Here is a 20,373-nt window from a genome sequence, read left to right as displayed (position 1 = left end):
TTCAGACAGTATCCATCTAAGAGCACTATGGAAAAGACATACAACCCGACATCAATTGAACAAGCTCTCTATCAGACTTGGGAAAAACAAGGCTATTTCAAGCCTAACGGTGACACATCAAAAGCATCTTATAGCATTATGATTCCGCCACCGAACGTCACAGGTAGCCTGCATATGGGCCATGCCTTCCAAGATACCATCATGGATACACTGATCCGTTGCCAGCGTATGAAAGGTAAAAATACCCTCTGGCAAGTCGGGACTGATCATGCCGGTATAGCCACGCAGATGGTTGTCGAACGCAAGATCGACGCCGAAGAAGGAAAAACCAAACACGACTATGGTCGGGATGCCTTCATCGACAAAATCTGGGAATGGAAAGGTGAATCCGGTGGAAACATCACACAGCAGCTTCGCCGCTTAGGTGCCTCTGTTGATTGGGATCGTGAGCGTTTTACCATGGACAAAGGCTTCTACGCTGCGGTTCAGGAAGTCTTTATCCGCTTGTATGAAGAAGATCTGATCTATCGGGGTAAACGTCTGGTCAACTGGGATCCGAAACTGCATACGGCTATCTCCGATTTAGAAGTTGAAAACAAAGATAAGAAAGGCCATATGTGGCATTTCCGCTATCCGTTAGCCGACGGTGTGAAAACAGCAGATGGTCATGACTATATTGTGGTTGCAACCACACGCCCGGAAACCATGCTGGGAGATACCGGTGTTGCAGTCAATCCCGAAGATCCGCGTTATCAGGATCTGATCGGCAAACATATCATGCTGCCAATCGTCAATCGTCGCATTCCAATTGTCGGTGATGAACATGCCGATATGGAAAAAGGAACCGGCTGTGTAAAAATCACGCCCGCGCATGACTTCAATGACTATGAAGTCGGCAAGCGCCATAACCTGCCGATGATCAACATTTTTACCTTCGATGCCAATATCCGTCAGGCTGCTGAAGTCTTCACCAGCAAAGGAGAAGCCAGCGAAGATTATCCATCTGATTTACCGGAGAAATATCAAGGCGTTGAGCGGTTTGCAGCCCGTAAGCTGATTGTGGCTGAATTTGAGTCGCTTGGTTTACTTGAAGCGATCAAAGATCACGATTTGACGATTCCATATGGCGATCGTGGTGGTGTGGTCATCGAACCGATGCTGACCGACCAATGGTATGTTCGTACGGCGCCGCTGGCAGATGTTGCCACCAAAGCGGTTGAAGACGGTGAAATTCAGTTTGTCCCTAAACAGTACGAAAATATGTATTTCTCCTGGATGCGCGATATTCAGGACTGGTGTATTTCACGTCAGCTCTGGTGGGGACATCGTATTCCGGCATGGTACGACAATCAGGGAAATGTCTACGTTGGTCGTCATGAAGAAGAAGTGCGGAGCAAACATGCGCTTGCTGCGGATGTAGAACTCCATCAAGATGAAGACGTGTTGGATACGTGGTTCTCTTCTGCCCTGTGGACCTTCGGGACGCTGGGATGGCCGGAGCAAACCCCTGAACTCAAAATGTATCATCCGTCAGATGTTCTGGTGACTGGTTTCGATATTATTTTCTTCTGGGTTGCCCGGATGATCATGATGACGATGCATTTCATCAAAGATGAAAATGGCAAACCACAGGTTCCGTTTAAAACAGTCTACGTTACCGGCCTGATTCGCGACGAAAACGGCGATAAAATGTCGAAGTCCAAGGGGAATGTGTTGGATCCTATCGATATGATCGACGGGATTGACCTTGAGTCACTGGTCACCAAGCGGACTGGCAATATGATGCAGCCCCAACTGGCCGCTAAAATCGAGAAGAATACCCGCAAGACTTTCGAAAATGGTATCGAGGCTTACGGTACAGATGCACTGCGTTTCACGCTGGCAGCCATGGCGTCAACCGGACGCGATATCAACTGGGATATGAAGCGTCTTGAAGGTTACCGGAACTTCTGTAACAAACTCTGGAATGCCAGCCGCTACGTACTGATGAATACCGAAGATCAGGATTGCGGATTTGCACCGGATGCACAGCTTGAATTCTCGCTGGCCGATCAATGGATCGAGTCTCAGTTTGAGCTGGCAGCCAAAAACTTTAATCTCCATATTGATAACTTCCGCCTCGATATGGCAGCGAATACACTGTACGAGTTTATTTGGAACCAATTCTGCGACTGGTATCTGGAACTGACGAAACCCATTTTGTGGAAAGGAACAGAAAATCAGCAACGTGCCACCCGCCGCACTCTGATTACGGTGCTGGAAAAAACACTGCGTCTCGCACATCCGGTGATTCCTTATATTACTGAAGCCATCTGGAAAAGTGTCAAACCTCTTGTTGCAGGAATTGAAGGGGAAACCATCATGTTGCAGGCATTGCCACAATATGATGAAGCAAACTTCCACCAAAAAGCGCTGAATGACATTGAATGGGTAAAAGCCTTTATTACCAGCATTCGTAACCTGCGTGCAGAGTACGATATTAATCCGGGTAAACCATTATCTGTCATGCTCAAAGCTGCCGATGAAAATGATGCAGCTCGTCTGGTTGCAAACCAACAGGTCTTAACATCTCTGGCAAAACTGGAAGATGTGCGCATCCTGGCAGCAGATGAAGAGACACCGGCATGTGCAACTGCGTTAGTCGGCAAGTCTGAACTCATGATTCCGATGGCCGGTTTGATTGATAAAGCCGCAGAGTTGGATCGTCTCGCTAAAGAGATAACCAGAACTCAGGGTGAAATCAAACGGATTGAAGGCAAGCTCGGCAATGAAGGTTTTGTCGCTAAAGCTCCGGAAGCTGTTGTTGCCAAAGAACGTGAAAAACTGGCAGGTTATCAGGAAGCACTGGTGAAATTAGAAGAGCAGCAAACGACGATTGCAGCACTGTAATCTCCGGTACTCCAGACACAAAAACAGCGGCAATGCCGCTGTTTTTTTATTCTATCTCCCGAAACGAATCGTCATCTTAAGTCATCGCTGAAAGCAAAATTGGTCACTTCCTTATGGCTGACGCATCGATTCAATCCGTTCAGAGAAATTAGGATGCGAACTCAACCAGTCCGGCATATGTTGTATGTGACGCTGCTGTCGAAGCAATTCAAACATCGCTGCCATGGGCTCACTGGTATGATAGATTTTCAACATTGCCTGTTTAGCAAATTGATCGGCCTGACGCTCCATATCACGAGATAAGCCAGTATTCATGACAAAGACACCGGCACCGATCATCTGATGAACAACTCCCGAGGTATCTCCTGTCAACGAAGCAACGACTACTGCTGTCAGGCTCGATTCAACCAACCGCGTCATCATATGACGATGATAAACGTGCCCCATCTCATGTAAAATCACACCATCGAGTTGCTGATCACTCTCTGCCAACTCAACCAAAGGGTCAAGGAGTACGATTGTACCGCCGGGCAAAGCGAATGCGTTGGCTATCTCACTATCACGAAATTCAATCTTAACCGGGAAAGGCATCGGCGGGAGCTGTTGTTGGAGTAAATCAACCCGTGCTCGAATTGCTTGTTGCTGCTTCGCGGGGATATGACTCGTTTCAAACTGTTCATCCAGCTGCTCAAGGATTTTTTCTCCGACAAAGGCAGGGACACGCTCAGGTAACATTCGGGCTGCATAATGGCTGAACCACGGAATCCCATAACGATAACCGGCAAACAACATCGCCACACAGAAAATAATACTCACCAAGATCAGCCATAGATTCGACTCAATCTTGCGGATTCTGAGCGACTTCCTGCCCTTCTTCTGCAGCAGACAATCAATATCTTTATTCTGTTCGGGGACAAAAACCCATCCGTCGGGAAAAGAGACCCGCACGGGCAGATTGCCGACACTATCACTCAGCGTCAGCTGCTCAAATGAAGTCTGACTGACCAACTCGTTATCACAATACAGCTCGATCTGTTCCCCGGAGATGTCAATGTCCGCAGTACACCGCTGTGATAAACGGGGCGGATAAGCCGCCCCTGTGACTCGCATTATCCAATTCCTAAATTGATATCAAAGGCTTGAACCAACTCATCACCCAATGCAGAACGCACATCAGAGTCTTGGTCCACTGCTTCGATGATATCTAAATCACCGAACACCTGAGTCTGTTCAGCGGCATACTTCGCCATCCGAACTTTCACCCACGGATGCGCTAACCCTAGTGTGAAAATTAAGCCCAACATGTTCGTCAATAATAAACCAACATACTTCAGCACGGAGAAGCTGGAATTGAGCTGAATTGACTGCTCATTCAATGAAACAGAGGTTTGAGAAAAAACGTAGTTTCGAATCCGGACACTCATATAAGCAGCAGAAATCATCCCCAGTACGATAAATAACAAATACCCGAAGATGATGCCGACGAACATAGAGTTATCACCGGAATACATCATATTCTCCATATTCATGATGATATTCATGACGGCTGAATAAAAGAAAATACCGATAAACACGGACAGAATCAGTGCACCGCCGATAAAAATACCAATCGCACCTAAGTTGATGAAAAAGAGTTTTTTACTCGCCAGCACCGCGGAAAAACTCGCATTGCCGTATCGGTATCCATTCATCAAATAATGCCATACTCCGGTCATGACCCATGCCTGAATAAATGCACACAGCGCAATAAAAGCAATCACCATGACGCCCATGACAGAGACACTATTGACCATACGAGTGATCGCTACAATACAGCCGATACCCAGAAGAAAAGCGAGAATTGCAACAACACCGCGCCCCATAAATGTGAGATAAGCTTGTTTGAGCGAGCCGGCAAAAGCAAAGTGAGTATTTCGATAACTGGTCATGGCTGCGTCAAAGCGAACATTGCTCCATACCATCCAAGGCAACACCAGATAAAATAAGATTAATAAGAGACCAGACGCCACTTCAGACACGGAACTGAGCATCACCCAAATTAATAAACATAACATGGCCACAGCTCGTCCTTTGAGGATTTGTTTCGGCGTGCCGTGATATTCAAAGTTATCTTTCGCGAGATATGTGTTGCCATAAAAATAGCGTTTTGTTCTCACTTTCGCCCAAGCGGAATAGATTCCCAATGTCACTACGGAAAGCAAAATATTCACAATCCAAATGCCAAAAAACTCCCCAGTCCGCCCATTAAAACGGAGAGGATTCACAGTATTATTTTCATTCATGAGTCAATCCTGACGTTACATTTAATATATTCCCGAATGACTATCGAGCTCATTCGGGCACATCATATAAAGTGGCAATATTATCAACAATACGAATATTCTGCACGTATCCGGATGACGAGCGTATGAATGTGAGAAGCTTTGCCAAAAAATAGCACATCAATATCCCAATTTTCTCAGTTGAGGTGATGTTCATACGGGCTAAACAACCCGATTCTGCTGTTTCCCTTGATGAAATGCCGCGATATTGTCAACTAACCGCTGAACCAGTTGCAAAATTGCAGAGTCACTTCCCCAAGCGATATGCGGTGTTAATAACAGGTTCGGTAAATCAATATTTGCCAATAGTGGATTGTGCTGGTCGGCAGGCTCCTGAGTAAATACATCAACACCGGCGGCAGCGATAGCACCTGACAGCAAAGCATCGACCAGTGCAGCTTCATCCACCAGACCACCTCTACCGGTATTGATCAGAATCGCATTCGCTTTCATCATGGATAGCTCATCCGCACCGAGCAAATAACGGGTTTCTTCAGTTAAAGGACAGTGTAGTGAAATCACATCGGCCTGCCCTAATACCGTTTCAAACGGTAAAAATCCCTCCCGGCAACCAGAAGCGCCTTTACGCTCGGCAAAGATAACCTGCATCCCCACAGCGCGGGCCAGTTCAGCGGTTGCTTGCCCCAGCGTGCCATGACCGATAATACCGAGTGTGCTACCGGCCACATCACCAATCGGATGCGTGAAAAAGCAGAACTGACGTCGCTGTTGCCACTCTCCGCGGGCAATATCATGATGATAGGCCATCAAATGACGCCGGAGTGCGAATATCATCCCGATCACATGCTCCGGGACAGAACGGGTCGCATATCCTTGTACATTGGTCACAGCAATGTCGTGTGCACGGCAATATTCGATATCCACATTGTTCACCCCGGTTGCCGCGACAGCAATCAAACGTAACCTGGGAAGCTGAGAGAGTAACTCAGCATTGAGCACCACTTTATTGGTAATGATAATATCGGCGTCCCGCACTCTTTCCAGTAATTGTGCCGGTGATGTTTCATCATAACTCACCCACTGATGTTCAAAAGGAAGCTCAGGAAAATGAATATGAGGTGGAATGGTGGCGTGATCGACAAATACGACTTGTGGTAATGACATCCTGTTCTCCTGATTCTGAGTTGAGGAGGCGACTATGGCCTCGGCAATGTCTTATAATCAGGTAGTTTTCTCTCCGGGTCAAAATGTTCGTAAATAACCTCTTCTGCTGCCGGATAAAATTCACACGGCACAAATATACGTCGTAACCAATGATTTTTAGGATGATAGAAGCTCAGTTCTGCTGAATGTAAATGGAGACGCGCTGCAAATGATCTGGCAGCTTCAGGCGCATAAAACTCATCACCGACGATCGGATGACCAATCGCAAGCATGTGAACCCGCAACTGATGAGAACGCCCAGTGACAGGAAAAAGACGAACGACGGTCGTCAACGCCTCTCTGGCAACCACCTGAAATAAAGTCCGGGAAGGCTTACCGGTTTCAAAACAGACCTTCTGCCGGGGGCGATTCGGCCAGTCACAGATCAACGGTAAATCAACTTCCCCCTCATCAGGCTCGACATTGCCCCACACCCGTGCGTAATAGACTTTATGTGTTAATCGATATTGAAACTGTTTTTTCAACGCACTTTCTACATGTTTATTCTTAGCAAACAACATCAGCCCGGACGTCGCCATATCCAGACGGTGAACCACCTGAATCTCCGGATACTCATCCACCAAGCGACTCCACATACTGTCGTAGTGTTCCGGCTCTTTACCGGGTACAGAAAGCAAACCGGCAGGTTTATTGACCGCCAAAATATGCTCGTCTTGATAAATAACCTCCGTCCACGGTGTGGTCGGAGGCGTGTACGATGTCATTGCCATATCAGCATCTCTAGAGAAAAAACGCGCTGCATTATATACCGAAACTATCGCAAGATGCAGTCGGATTGGACGGCCTCATTATGGATGTCACGATGGGTAAATCCCCATCAAGTGATCATACCACGACATGATTTGTCCCATTTTTTAACATTTATGTCTATATAAATTGACACATACGACAAATGTGATATTGATGGGGTTATTGACAAAACAACAAAGACACGCATGCAGAATACAGCGTGCATTATCAGTCTGTCGTCCGTCACGAACGATAGCGTCAATACACAACACAAAAACAACACAACATTGCTGCTAACAATTGCTACAAACTAAGGAACAAGAATGGAAAATGCTGCCGCTTATCCCTCTTTGCAGGGATCTTCATTGTCCAGAGCAATCAAGTCACTCGGTCCCGGAATTATGATGGCTGCCGCTGCCGTCGGTGGATCTCATCTAGTGGCCTCAACCAAAGCCGGTGCAATCTATGGCTGGCAACTGGCAGCCTTAATCTTGCTCGTGAATCTGTTTAAATACCCTTTTTTCCGGGCAGGTGTTCAATATACGATGGGCACCGGGGAATGTCTGGTTCATGGCTATGCCCAACTCGGTAAACCTTATCTTTGGATTTTTATGCTGCTGAGTATCATTTCAGCAGTAATCAATACCGCAGCCCTGACACTTTTTAGTGCCAGCCTGTTGGGGTATTTCATGCCGTTTGAATTATCCAGTCTGGCACTATCAACCATTGTCGTCGCCACCTGTTTGATCATTTTATTCGCCGGCCACTACAAAGCGCTCGATTCACTGGCGAAAATCATTATGGCGATTCTCACCATTGCCACCCTGTCCGCGGTTGTGATTGCCATTGGTCACCCTGTCGCCACAGTTGCCGACGCACCCGATCCATCGCCCTGGACACTTGCGGCAATTGGCTTTCTGGTTGTCACCATGGGATGGATGCCGGCACCGATTGAAATCTCAAGTCTCACCTCGATTTGGTTGAAAAATCAGTGTACTCAGCAGGATGTCACGCCGAAATCAGCGCTGTTCGATTTTAATGTCGGCTATATCGGCACAGCAATTCTGGCAATCGTCTTTCTTGCTCTCGGTGCATTACTGATTCATGGCACAGGAACCGAACTGTCCAAATCAGGGATTGGATTTACGCATCAGCTCGTTAACTTATACGCCTCAACTATTGGTGAATGGGCTCGCTACCTGATTGCTGTGATCGCTTTCTTCTGTATTTTTGGCAGTACGATTACCGTCATCGACGGCTATTCACGGGTGATTGCAGAATCACAACGTCTGTTAAAACAAGATACAGCGGATAAGAAAGCCGATGAGAAAAAACATCGTTATCTGTCTCCTTGGATGCTGATTGTTTCGGTCGCAGCCCTGAGTATTCTCGCTTTTGCTAAGTCCGCCTTACTGCCGATGCTGAATTTTGCCATGATCATGGCCTTCGTTACGACCCCCGTTTTTGCGCTGCTCAACTATATTTTGGTCACCAGAACACCGTTGCCAGAATCACTGTCACTCGGCCCTAAAATGAAATGGTTGTCGATCGCGGGGCTGATTTATCTGTTTGGCTTCCTTGCTCTCTTCCTCTGGTGGAAATGGTTTATGTAAGCACTGACTTACCACCCCTGAATATGAATAAAGCCATCATGACTGATGGCTTTATTCATATTGAGCTTTTTCATATTGAGCTTTTTCATATCGAGAGGAATACGACTTACTGATGGGAAACCACGATGAGGCGTAATGAGTCCAACTGATACTGCGCCTGCTGAATCAGTACCGACAACGCTGAAATCTGGTTGCCCAGAATCTCAATTTCTTCATCACGAATATTCGAATTGACCGCTTTAAGCGCCTGTAAGCGTTCGAGTTCACGATTTAATACTGATTCCATCTCCTGTTGCGCGGCTTGTCGGATACTCTCCACCTTCTCCTGCACCACAACTTCACTGGTCTGAATCAGTTGGTGAACATCTTGTTGAACGGAGGTCACCAGCTTATTCGCTAAATGGCGATTGACCGGGCTCAGCTGACGGTTGAATCCTTCGAATGGCACCTGAGATGACAAGTCGTTACCTTGCGCATCTAACATCAGACGGATTGGCGTTTTCGGCAAGAAACGACCGATACCACTGCGTTTGGGCGCCTGAGCATCCACGACGTAGACTAACTCAAGTAAAATCGTTCCGACCGGCAGAGCTTTATTTTTCAACAAAGAAACGGCTGATGTCCCGACGCCCTCACTCAGGAGTAAATCAATTCCGCCCTGAATCATCGGGTGTTCCCACGTCATAAAATGAATATCTTCGCGGGAGAGTGCGGTTTCCCGCTCGAAAGTAATCGTTGCGCCTTCATATGGTAATCCCGGATAGCTCGGAACCATCATATGTTCAGAAGGTGTCACCACCAGCGTATGTTCACCACGGTCATCCTGATTCAATCCAATGGTATCAAACAGGTTCAGTGCAAAAGCAACCAGCTCGGTATCACCGTCATTTGCCGCAATTTCACGGACAATCTGTTCCGCTTTTTCCCCTCCATGAGAGTGCATTTCCAGCAAACGATCCCGTCCGTGTTCCAACGCAGCTTTCAAGTCATGATTCATCTTGCGGGCATCGGTGATTAAATCTTCCAGTGAATACTCATCTGATGAAGCCAATAGTGCCATCAAACGTTCAGCGCAAGATTCAAATACCGCATTCCCTGTCGGACAGGTTTCAGCAAAAGCATTCAAGCCTTCATGATACCAACGGGCAATGACTTCCTGTGATGTGCCCTGTAAGTAAGGAACATGAATCTCAACATCCTGCTTTTGACCAATCCGATCCAGACGTCCGATGCGCTGTTCCAACAGATCAGGGTTCATCGGTAAATCAAACATGACCAGCTGGCTGGCAAACTGGAAATTTCGGCCTTCAGAACCAATTTCACTACACACCAGAACCTGTGCTCCGCCTTCATCCTGAGCAAAATAAGCCGCAGCTTTATCGCGCTCAATGATCGACATACCTTCATGGAAAACCGTGGCCCGAATCCCTTCTCGCTCACGTAGTGCCTGTTCAATCTGCAACGCCGTTTCTGCTTTCGCAGCGATCACTAAAATTTTATCACTACGCTTCGATTTTACTTTCTCGATCAACCAGCTCACACGCGGATCAAACATCCACCACACTTGCGAACTATGCGCCTGAGCATGATAAGCACTCTCCGGGAACATCCCGCTTTCGATTTTCAGGCGGTGGTCTGAGTCAAGCGAAGCAATATATTGATCAATAAAGTCGATATACTCTTGAGGCTGAGTCAGCGGAATCAGATTGACATAGCGTTGTGGAAATCCCTGAATCGATGCTCGCGTATTCCGAAACAGGACTCGCCCGGTGCCATGACGATCCATCAAATTACCAATTAACTCATCTCTCGCACTGACCTTATCTTCATCACTGGTATTGCCGTCAATAATCCGGAACAACGGTTCAACATCCTGCTCAGAAAGCAACTCGACAATATGGTTTTTCGATTCATCAGATAACGTCCGGTCTTCAGCCAATTCAGACACAGCTTCAGCCACCGGTTCATAAGAAGCTTCTTCTTGAATAAATGTTTCAAAGTCATAAAAGCGATCAGGGTCTAACAAACGTAACCGGGCAAAATGACTTTCCCGGCCAAGCTGTTCCGGTGTTGCCGTCAACAACAGCACACCGGAAATCTGTTGTGCCAATGCCTCAACAATCTGATATTCAAGGCTCGGCTGATCAACCTCCCACGCCAGATGGTGCGCTTCATCGACGACCATCAAATCCCAGTTAGCGGCTTTCGCCTGACTGAAACGATGAGGATACTGACGCAGGAAATCGAGAGAACAGAGCACATACTGTTGCGTCTCAAACGGATTGTCACCCTCACTCTGAGACTCGATACAGCGTTCTTCATCAAAAATAGAGAAATGCAGGTTGAAGCGACGCATCATTTCAACCAGCCACTGATATTGGAGCGTTTCAGGGACTACGACCAGAATTCTTTCTGCCCGCCCCGCCAATACTTGTTGATGAATGATCATCCCCGCTTCAATGGTTTTCCCCAGGCCGACTTCATCCGCCAGAAGTACGCGAGGGGCATGACGCCGCCCGACTTCATAGGCAATGTAAAGTTGGTGAGCAATCAAACCGACACGGCCGCCACACAGGCCACGCATCGGACTTTTATGCTGTTGATGCTGATTGAGTAATGCGCGGTAACGCAGGGCGAAATTGTCCATCCGATCAATTTGACCGGCAAACAGCTTATCTTGAGGTTTATTAAAGCGGATTTGGTGACTTAAAAATATTTCTCGCAGCTCAACATGCGGTTCCTGCGTATCCTGACGCGTACCGATATAAGTGAGTACCCCACCTTCTTCGCTCACCTCTTCAATCAGGAGCGTCCATCCTTCTTGGCAATCGACTGTATCACCGGCATGAAAAATAACTCGGGTGACCGGTGCATCGTGGCGTGCATAAACACGATTCTCTTCTGATGCAGCAAACATTAATGTGACGGTTCTGTCATCTAATGCCACCACAGTTCCTAATCCTAAATCGCTTTCGGTATCACTTATCCAACGTTGCCCCAACGCAAAAGCCATGAATCAACCACCTCATTTTTGATCAAAGTATCACTAAAAATCTGCCACTTACTAACCCGTATCATTATGACTATGATTCCAGTCAGGTGCAGAAAATGGGCGCTCATCTTACTTGATGCTGTGATACAGGTCACGTGAAATCCACTGAGTTGTGCCCTGACATAAAAATGTAAAAAAATGATGTCATTTGTAAACTAATTGATTGCTATACTTACACCATTCGGTATACAAGGAATCACGACTTTCAGAATTTGATGCTGAGCAACCCAATGGAAAGCCCCTTCATCAGGTCATGAAATTGGTATAGCGCTCTCAGCAAATAACAAAGTAGTAACAAATCGGTTTTCAGTAACTGAGTTTGTTAAACAGGTTTGTTGAAAGGTTTGCAGTACGTCGCGGAGACATACAAACCCAATCTGGTATGACTCCCGACAATGCTGGCAAACGATCTCTTCTCAGTAAGCCGCTTGACGGCAAGGAGACGCTTATGGGCGATACTGACCGGAAACAATTTGTCTCGGATACCGATATATTCCGCCATGAACCTCTAACCATTTCCCCTTTCCAGCAACATGATTTAGTCATCCCGATGACCGTCCCCGAAAAAAGCCCCCGAATTCACCACAATCCACGAGATACCGCAAGGCATTGCCGAGCCACAATCCGTGCTTTGAACTATCGGAGCCCCAACAGACAACACATGCGAACGATACAGTTGTTAAACACTCAATGCTTATTCTCGACCAGCAGAGATTAAATCATTGAATCGATCATGATGGCAGAAACATCGGTCTTTCCATTATATGTAGGAAACATATTATGATAGCAAAAACCAACACTCCCCGGGTTTTAGATACTTCAGCGTTAGTCCACGATCCTAAAAGTTTACTCGCATATCAAGATGATGTTTATATTTGTCTGACGGTACTGGAAGAGTTAGACAATTTAAAAGAGCGCAGGGAAAAATCGGTCAGCGCTGATGCACGTGTCTGTATCCGCATGCTTGAAGATTTGGTCAATGGTCATAATGCAGAAGAATTACAAGCAGGTATTGAGCTCCCATCCAGTGAAACCGGTAAAAGAGGCAAATTATTTATTGCTGTAGATACCAATATTGAAGTTGAAGAGTCTCTTCGTCATGGTATTGGCAGTGATGCAGATAATCATATTATTAACTTTGCATTCCAGTTACAGAAAAAATTAGGCAGAGAAGTTTCATTAGTCAGTCGCGATATTAATATGCGCCTGAAAGCCCGAACGATTGGCGTATTTTCTGAAGATGTGCCGATTGATAACCAAATTACAGATATCGATTTACTTTATTCCGGAGTGCAATATTTCGAGGGTGACTTATTTAACCGGATCGAAACAGATAAAGATTTCAAACTCTCCGGAGATCATTATCAGTTCGATCGTCATTTATTTAGTGAAGAAGTCCAAAAAAATATGTACTGGTTTGATGATGAACATCATATTGGGGTGGTTACACAAGTCACCCCGACACATGTCATCACCAAACTTTTACCGAAAAAGCTGGGAAAAGTATGGGGAATCAGCCCTAAAAATCAGAGACAGGCAATTGCATTAAATCAATTAACCGACCCGAGCTATGATCTCAATATTATGCTTGGCCCCGCCGGTTCAGGAAAAACATTCTTAGCCGTAGCCGCTGCATTACATCAGGTAATCGAGACCAAACAATATAAAAAAATTGTCGTCGTCAGAAGCCGGGACTTTATGGATGATGACCCGGGCTTTTTACCCGGTGATTTAAAAGAAAAATCACTCCCGCTGATGGTCGGTATCACCGATGCCCTCGTATCCATGCATTCAGGCGAAGGTGAAGATTGTAATGTTCACGAAACAGTAGAGCACATTATCGAACGCGCCAATATTGAATTTACAAGTATGGCTTACTTTAGAGGGCGCTCTCTCGACGATGCCGTGTTAATCATTGATGAAGCACAGAATATGACCCGTGCGCAGGTTAAAGGGATGCTGAGCAGAGGCGGAAAAAACTGCAGAACAATCTTACTTGGTAACTTAAGTCAGATCGACGATAAATTCGTGAGTGCCGCATCCAGTGGATTATCTGCAGCGGTCAATGTTTACAAAAATTATGAAAAAGGGTCTATTCTCATTTTTGATGAAGTGGAAAGAAGCTCACTGGCTGAATTCACAGAAACCTACTTCTAAATTTTAATATGAACGGCTCACAACCATTTATTTGATTGTGAGCCTCTTCCATTGCGTTGAGTCAGGCCTAAACTCTAATTATTCCCTGTGATAGTTATCACATAATCATGCCATATCAGTTTTTTTGTTCTATTGATTTGTTTATTGTTTACGTAAAGGAAAGGGCGTTACCTCTTTTTGGGCGAAACCTGAGATAAGCGTAGTTAAATACTATGTTTATCTCAGGTTTTTTTTTGGATTTAAAAAATTAAGACAGAATAGTGAATCGGGAGATCGAGATGAAAGGCTTTCCAGAAGACTTTTTATGGGGCGGAGCGGTAGCCGCGAATCAAGTAGAAGGCGCATGGAACATTAACGGGAAAGGCGTCTCAACTTCAGATATGCAACTGAATGGTATTCATGGTGCGGTAACGCAGAGAGATACTGACGTAGAGTGCATTAAAGATATTGCTATCGATTTTTATCATCAGTACCCGGAAGATATCAAACTTTTTGCGGAAATGGGTTTTAAGGTATTACGGACATCAATTGCCTGGTCAAGAATATATCCCAATGGGGATGAGGCTGAACCATGTGAAGCTGGGTTAGCATTTTATGAGCAATTATTTGCCGAGATGGCTAAATACAATATCCAGCCTTTAATTACATTATCTCACTATGAAATGCCATATGGTCTGGTAAAAAAATTAGGTGGATGGATTAATCGAGAAACGATAGATCATTTTGAAAAATATGCTGTAACGGTATTTAATCGCTATAAAAATCAAGTGAAGTACTGGCTGACTTTTAATGAAATTAATATGTCTCTTCACTCTCCTTTCACAGGTGTCGGGCTTGAAGGTAACCCTGATGAACAACAGATTTATCAGGCAATTCATCATCAGTTAGTCGCAAGCGCCCGAGCAGTAAAAGCTTGTCACGATATCATTCCTGATGCGTCAATTGGCAATATGCTATTAGGAGCACTTCGTTACCCCATGACATGCCACCCTAAAGATATGTTAGAGATGCAAAAGAAAAACCGAGAATGGTTATTCTTTGGTGACGTTCAGGTTCGTGGTGATTATCCGGCATGGATACAACGATATTTCAGTGAAAATAATATTCATCTTGATATCACTGAAAGTGATTATGCAGATTTAATGAATACTGTTGACTTTGTTTCTTTCAGTTATTACATGAGTGGCTGCTCTACTTGGGAACCTGAAAAATATGAGGGCTCTCGAGGTAATATTATCCGGCTCATTCCCAACCCGCACTTAAAAGCATCAGAATGGGGCTGGCAAATTGATCCAGAAGGTTTACGTTATTTACTCAATGATTTGTATGATCGTTACCAAAAACCACTTTTCATTGTAGAGAATGGATTTGGTGCACGAGATGTCGTTGAAGAAGATGGCAGTATCCATGATGACTACCGGATTGACTATTTACGTCAACATCTTATCCAGGTGAAAGAAGCGATAAAAGATGGTGTTCAGCTTTTGGGTTATACCAGCTGGGGGCCAATCGATCTGGTTAGTGCCGGTACAGCGCAGATGGAGAAACGGTATGGTTTTATTCATGTTGATCGTGATGATCAAGGAAATGGGACTTTAATTCGTAGACGCAAAGACAGTTTTTATTGGTATAAAAAAGTTATCTCAAGTAATGGGGAATATTTATAAACATTTTATGCCGTCAAAAATAGCAATACATAATTGATATATGCCCTGACATCCAGGGCATATATAACAAGATAAATTTAAACTTTCTAATTATTTGAATTACCGGGATTGAATGTTGTGGCTCTATTAGATCGAATTCATAGCCACACGATCCCTCGTAGATTTATGAATTTAATATATCAATTTGTTCAGCACCTTATTATCAAGAGGAATTTTTATGAACACTAAAGAGCTAGCTGCCAACATTTTGCAAGAAGTTGGTGGTGAAAGTAATGTAGCTTCGTTAGTTCATTGCGCGACACGTTTACGTTTTAAAATTGTAGATATAAATAAAGTAAACATGAACGCACTCAATGAAATCGACGGCGTTATCACAGCAATTGACTCTGCTGGACAAATTCAAGTCGTTATTGGCAATCGAGTTTCAGATGTCTATATGGAATTTGGTTCTATTTCATCAATCCTGAGCGAAAATAAAAAAACAAATACAAATGATGATACAACAGGAAACATACTAGAAAAGCTAGTTGATATTGTTTCATCCATTTTTACACCATTATTGGGTGCCATGGCAGCATCAGGTGTACTGAAAGGCGTTCTTTCTATTCTGACGGCACTGGATCTACTATCTCGTACACAAAATGAATATATTATACTCTCTGCTGCATCTGATAGTATTTTTTATTTTTTACCAGTTTTATTAGCAATCACCTCCTCAAGAAAATTTGGTGCCAATACTTTTGTTTCTGTTTCTATTGCAGGGGCGATGATCTATCCAACGATTCAGGCTCTCTATGAGAGCGGTCAAGATGTGGCATTTTTTGGTATCCCTGTTATTTTAATGAAATATACAGGCTCAGTGCTTCCAATCATTCTTTGCATCTGGGTGACCAGCTATTTAGAGAAGAACTTAAAAGATTTATTCCATGATAGTATTCGCAATATAGTGACACCATTTTTGTTAGTTACAATCATGGTACCACTGGCTTTAATGTGTATTGGCCCAGTCAGTGTAACTGTCAGCACAGCTGTAGCTGATATCTTTGTTACCATATATAAATTTAACCCAATCATTGCAGGTGCACTATTCGCAGCATTCTGGCAAATCTTTGTTATTTTTGGCATTCATTGGGGCTTTGTTACACTTTTCATCAACGATTTATCGATTCTTGGTCGAAGTTACCTTAAAGCTGCGACCGGACCGGCTGTATTTTCACAATCAGGTGCCTTGTTAGCTGTTATGGTGCGTACTAAAGATGAAAAAATGAAAGCCTTAGCAGGGGCTGCCTTTATTACTTCATTATTTGGTATTACCGAGCCCGGAGTCTATGGCGTAACGCTGAAGCTGAAAAAACCATTCATATGTGCAGTCATTGCAGCAGGTTGTGGTGGTGCCATCGTCGGCTATGCTCAAAGTTCTGCGATTTCTATGGGAATGACCAGCTTATTAACAGTACCTATTTTTTACGGTCCGGGCTTCACTGGATTTATTTTAGGCTGCCTCATCGCTTTTGTTGTCAGTTTTATACTGACCTTGATTGTTGGTTTTCAGAATACAGCTAAAGAACAACCCGAGGGGTCTGCACCGACTAATCTTGCGAAAAATGAGTTACCGAAAGTCGTCGGAGACAAGATACTCGTTGCCGATAAAATGATGAGTCTTCCGATTAAAGGTGAGGTTATTGCACTGGAAAGTGTTGATGATAAAGTATTTTCATCCGGAGCTGTCGGCGATGGCATTGCAATCATACCGGCAGAAGGACGTGTGTATGCACCAACAAGTGGAATAATTGCTCATACTTATAATAGCGGCCATGCCATTGGATTACTCTCAGATACTGGCGCAGAAATTTTGATTCACGTCGGCATTGATACCATACAGTTACAAGGCAAATATTTTACGATGCATGTCAAAGAAGGTGATCGTGTTGTAGAGGGGCAATTGTTAATTGAATTTGATAAAGATTCGATAGTCAATGCAGGTTACCAAGTTGTAACACCGTTTGTAATTACTAACATTGGCACTGTTCAAGAGCCAGAAACATCAACTTTAACACCTCATGCTTCTTGACAATACGATCAATAATGAACCTTAATGAATGTTAGGTAAGTAAAATCAACAATAATCGTATGGACAGATGGTTATTGTTGAATTTTTTAGGTGAGATGATGAAAATTGACCGAGTTTTAAATAACAATGCAGTGCTAGTCATTACAGATAATGGCAATGAATCTGTTGCATTAGGTAATGGTATCGGATGGGGAAAAAAGAAAGGCGACATCATCCAAGAGTCTGATATTGAAAGCCATTTTTTAAAATCTCAGGGGGGTATTCATGATTTCTTTGCTGATATTTTATCAGAGATGCCTCCCATCTACCTTACTCTGACTGATCAAGTGGTCAAAATGGCACGTGAGAGTTTACAGATAGAGCTTCAAGATACATTATTTTTATCTCTTTGTGACCATATTAATTTTGCTGTGTTACGTTACAGAAAAGGGATGGCTATCCGTAATCAATTCTATTGGGAAATTAAGCAATTCTATCCTTTAGCATATTCAGTCGGAGAAAAAGCTTTAGCATTGATTAACAAGACATTAGAACTTGACATACCAACAGATGAGGCCGCTTTTATTGCGCTTCATCTTGTCAATGCTGCTGGTGAAAATAACATGAAAAATGTTATACAAAAGACTGAAATAGTGAAAGATATATTAAGTATTATAAAATACGATTTAAATATTAATTGGAATGTTCAAGATATCAATTATCAACGCCTACTGACACATTTAAAGTCTTTCGCTCAACGCCTTTCTAATAAGAATCTAGTTAATCATGATCAGGTATCTTTATATGATGACATTGACCAACGATTAAGCTTATCTTGGAATACAGTGAATAAAATTGAAACTTATTTAAATAAAAAACATAGTTATACTCTAACTTATGATGAAAAAGCCTTTTTAACCATACATATAGAGCGTGTGCGTAACATAAATTTATCCGATTCATAGCGATCTGATGCTCGATAAAGTCAATCGGGGACAGAAAGGTGTTACGTTAATCATGGGCAAAAGACTCCCCCTCTCCTGCCACCGATACACCACAATCAAGCAACAGCCTCTCGGCAACAACTAAGGCTGGATTTATAGTAAAATATGCACTAAAAAAGCCAAAAATGCGGTTCAGGATGAATAATTTGCCATTTTTTTAAACTATTTATTCACACAATGGGGGGTTCTATGGTTTACTAACCACATTCGTGGTGATCTTTTGCAGGACTGAAGTATGGCTTTTAATTTACGCAACCGCAATTTTCTCAAACTTCTCGATTTTACGCCAACCGAGATTCAATTTTTGCTGGATCTGGCAGCAGATTTAAAAAAAGCTAAATATACCGGCACTGAACAGAAAAAGCTGCTGGGCAAAAATATTGCACTGATTTTTGAAAAATCATCCACCAGAACCCGCTGTTCGTTTGAAGTGGCCGCATATGATCAGGGTGCACAGATCTCTTATATTGGTCCATCCGGCTCACAGATCGGTCATAAAGAGTCGATGAAAGATACTGCCAGGGTTCTCGGTCGCATGTATGATGGTATTCAATACCGTGGTTATGGTCAGGCTATCGTTGAAGAGTTGGGAACTTATGCTGGTGTCCCCGTCTGGAATGGATTGACCGATGAATTCCACCCGACGCAAATTCTGGCTGACTTCCTCACCATGCAAGAGCATAGCCGTGGCAAACATCTCTATGAGATCTCCTTTGCCTATCTGGGCGATGCGCGTAATAACATGGGCAATTCACTGATGGTAGGTGCAGCTAAAATGGGGATGGATATTCGTCTCGTAGCACCTAAATCATTCTGGCCGGAAGAGTCGCTCGTCAAAACCTGTCAAGAAATTGCCAAAACAACCGGAGCAACCATTACATTAACCGAAGATGTAGCCGCCGGTGTCAAAGGGTGTGATTTTCTCTATACCGATGTGTGGGTATCGATGGGGGAAGCACCTGAAGCTTGGGATGAACGCGTCGCATTGATGACCCCTTACCAAATCAATATGCAAACCATTCAGCTAACTGGCAATCCACATGTTAAATTTATGCATTGTCTCCCGGCATTTCACAATGATGAAACCGTGGTCGGTAAAGAAATCGCTGAGAAATATGGGATGCAAGGGCTGGAAGTGACAGAAGAAGTTTTCGAGTCTGATTATTCAATTGTATTTGATGAAGCAGAAAACAGAATGCACACGATCAAAGCTGTGATGGTTGCAACACTCGGCGCTTAACCTCACCGATTCATAGTGACTGAAATATATTCTTTACAGACACGATGTAATCGCTTGCACTCAATCAAGTTAAGCGTATAATGCCGAGCAATTTGTCTCAGAGGGAACATCATGAGCGTTCGGGGTCATTCCGTAACACAGTCTTGTCAACGCTGCATTGGGGTAAGCAAAGACACTTACCTCCTCTTATGGTTCTCCTTTGTTACTATTTTTGAAAGCCTCCCTGATCGGGGTAATGCCAGTCAGTTAAGCTGACTGGCATTGTTCTTTTTATGTGGATACTTTCTGGGTTTTGGCTTTACCCACCTTGGGTAAGTTCTGTCTTCCCGCCTTGGTGGAAGCTTAAAGTAGCTCATTTGTTCCAATAAGGATTCATAATGTTTTGGGATATTACCTGGACTTGTCAGCGGTAAAGTTGCAAAAAACTGAGTGATTGCCATGGAACAACTGGTAAAACTGAGTTGAT

General features: G+C 44.0%; 13 protein-coding genes and 1 pseudogene. 8 read left to right on the top strand and 6 right to left on the bottom strand.

From position 1 onward, the window contains the following. Positions 1–27: 27 nt before the first annotated feature. Positions 28–2,889 (top strand): valine--tRNA ligase, encoded by a 2,862-nt coding sequence (locus VR7878_RS19325; RefSeq protein ID WP_077337619.1) that lies wholly within the window; start codon positions 28–30, stop codon positions 2,887–2,889. A gap of 111 nt (positions 2,890–3,000) precedes the next feature. Here the strand turns inward: VR7878_RS19325 and VR7878_RS19320 are convergent, their stop codons facing one another. The 4 genes from VR7878_RS19320 to VR7878_RS19305 form a co-directional block, all read right to left on the bottom strand. Further along, entirely contained in the window at positions 3,001–3,999 is a 999-nt protein-coding gene (locus VR7878_RS19320; protein WP_077337618.1) for a M48 family metallopeptidase, read from the bottom strand. Beyond that, positions 3,999–5,171: a YjgN family protein gene (locus VR7878_RS19315; RefSeq protein ID WP_077337617.1), complete on the bottom strand. Its 1,173-nt coding sequence runs from the start codon at positions 5,169–5,171 to the stop codon at positions 3,999–4,001. Before VR7878_RS19315 ends, VR7878_RS19320 begins: the two co-directional genes overlap by 1 nt. Positions 5,172–5,372: 201 nt before the next feature. Next, the gene (locus VR7878_RS19310; RefSeq protein WP_077337616.1) at positions 5,373–6,335 is read right to left on the bottom strand and encodes a D-2-hydroxyacid dehydrogenase; all 963 of its coding nucleotides are present in this window, start codon (positions 6,333–6,335) and stop codon (positions 5,373–5,375) included. Between the two features lie 32 nt (positions 6,336–6,367). Beyond that, positions 6,368–7,105, bottom strand: a complete 738-nt coding sequence (locus VR7878_RS19305; protein ID WP_077337615.1) for a pseudouridine synthase — start codon at positions 7,103–7,105, stop codon at positions 6,368–6,370. A gap of 342 nt (positions 7,106–7,447) precedes the next feature. On the opposite strand from VR7878_RS19305, the gene VR7878_RS19300 reads away from it, so the two are divergent. Continuing rightward, complete coding sequence (locus VR7878_RS19300; RefSeq protein ID WP_077337614.1) at positions 7,448–8,737, top strand: NRAMP family divalent metal transporter; 1,290 nt, start codon at positions 7,448–7,450, stop codon at positions 8,735–8,737. Between the two features lie 106 nt (positions 8,738–8,843). Here VR7878_RS19300 and rapA read toward each other — a convergent pair whose 3' ends face one another. Further along, positions 8,844–11,750 carry an RNA polymerase-associated protein RapA gene (gene rapA / locus VR7878_RS19295; protein WP_077337613.1) on the bottom strand — a complete coding sequence of 969 codons (2,907 nt, stop codon included), beginning with the start codon at positions 11,748–11,750 and terminating at the stop codon, positions 8,844–8,846. A 421-nt stretch (positions 11,751–12,171) separates the two neighbouring features. Here rapA and VR7878_RS19290 point away from each other — a divergent pair, with 421 nt between their 5' ends. From VR7878_RS19290 to argF, 6 genes are all read left to right on the top strand, one after another. Next, positions 12,172–12,507: a PIN domain-containing protein gene (locus VR7878_RS19290; protein ID WP_077337612.1), complete on the top strand. Its 336-nt coding sequence runs from the start codon at positions 12,172–12,174 to the stop codon at positions 12,505–12,507. 62 nt (positions 12,508–12,569) lie between these two features. After that, the gene (locus VR7878_RS19285) at positions 12,570–13,946 is read left to right on the top strand and encodes a PhoH family protein (RefSeq protein WP_077337611.1); all 1,377 of its coding nucleotides are present in this window, start codon (positions 12,570–12,572) and stop codon (positions 13,944–13,946) included. Positions 13,947–14,224: 278 nt separating this feature from the next. After that, entirely contained in the window at positions 14,225–15,613 is a 1,389-nt protein-coding gene (locus VR7878_RS19280) for a glycoside hydrolase family 1 protein (protein WP_077337610.1), read from the top strand. A 217-nt stretch (positions 15,614–15,830) separates the two neighbouring features. Further along, entirely contained in the window at positions 15,831–17,684 is a 1,854-nt protein-coding gene (locus VR7878_RS19275; RefSeq protein ID WP_077337609.1) for a beta-glucoside-specific PTS transporter subunit IIABC, read from the top strand. A gap of 59 nt (positions 17,685–17,743) precedes the next feature. Next, positions 17,744–18,628, top strand: coding sequence for a PRD domain-containing protein (locus VR7878_RS19270; protein ID WP_205409494.1), 885 nt, complete (start codon positions 17,744–17,746; stop codon positions 18,626–18,628). A gap of 274 nt (positions 18,629–18,902) precedes the next feature. Next, positions 18,903–19,907 (top strand): ornithine carbamoyltransferase, encoded by a 1,005-nt coding sequence (gene argF / locus VR7878_RS19265; RefSeq protein ID WP_077337608.1) that lies wholly within the window; start codon positions 18,903–18,905, stop codon positions 19,905–19,907. A 242-nt stretch (positions 19,908–20,149) separates the two neighbouring features. Here the strand turns inward: argF and VR7878_RS21320 are convergent. After that, a pseudogene (locus tag VR7878_RS21320) lies at positions 20,150–20,373 on the bottom strand (IS4 family transposase); the annotation flags it as partial.

Source organism: Vibrio ruber DSM 16370 (assembly GCF_900163965.1).
GTDB lineage: Bacteria > Pseudomonadota > Gammaproteobacteria > Enterobacterales > Vibrionaceae > Vibrio > Vibrio ruber.
The sequence above is the reverse complement of the archived record's forward strand: the minus strand, read 5'-3'. Positions and strand labels throughout refer to the sequence as shown.

Excerpts from the sequence above, each read along its gene's own strand:
- VR7878_RS19290 (WP_077337612.1), top strand. The coding sequence starts at position 12,172 with ATGACTCCCGACAATGCTGGCAAACGATCTCTTCTCAGTAAGCCGCTT.
- argF (WP_077337608.1), top strand. The coding sequence starts at position 18,903 with ATGGCTTTTAATTTACGCAACCGCAATTTTCTCAAACTTCTCGATTTT.
- VR7878_RS19320 (WP_077337618.1), bottom strand. The coding sequence starts at position 3,999 with ATGCGAGTCACAGGGGCGGCTTATCCGCCCCGTTTATCACAGCGGTGT.
- VR7878_RS19310 (WP_077337616.1), bottom strand. The coding sequence starts at position 6,335 with ATGTCATTACCACAAGTCGTATTTGTCGATCACGCCACCATTCCACCT.
- VR7878_RS19325 (WP_077337619.1), top strand. The coding sequence starts at position 28 with ATGGAAAAGACATACAACCCGACATCAATTGAACAAGCTCTCTATCAG.
- rapA (WP_077337613.1), bottom strand. The coding sequence starts at position 11,750 with ATGGCTTTTGCGTTGGGGCAACGTTGGATAAGTGATACCGAAAGCGAT.
- VR7878_RS19315 (WP_077337617.1), bottom strand. The coding sequence starts at position 5,171 with ATGAATGAAAATAATACTGTGAATCCTCTCCGTTTTAATGGGCGGACT.
- VR7878_RS19305 (WP_077337615.1), bottom strand. The coding sequence starts at position 7,105 with ATGGCAATGACATCGTACACGCCTCCGACCACACCGTGGACGGAGGTT.
- VR7878_RS19275 (WP_077337609.1), top strand. The coding sequence starts at position 15,831 with ATGAACACTAAAGAGCTAGCTGCCAACATTTTGCAAGAAGTTGGTGGT.
- VR7878_RS19285 (WP_077337611.1), top strand. The coding sequence starts at position 12,570 with ATGATAGCAAAAACCAACACTCCCCGGGTTTTAGATACTTCAGCGTTA.
- VR7878_RS19300 (WP_077337614.1), top strand. The coding sequence starts at position 7,448 with ATGGAAAATGCTGCCGCTTATCCCTCTTTGCAGGGATCTTCATTGTCC.
- VR7878_RS19280 (WP_077337610.1), top strand. The coding sequence starts at position 14,225 with ATGAAAGGCTTTCCAGAAGACTTTTTATGGGGCGGAGCGGTAGCCGCG.
- VR7878_RS19270 (WP_205409494.1), top strand. The coding sequence starts at position 17,744 with ATGGACAGATGGTTATTGTTGAATTTTTTAGGTGAGATGATGAAAATT.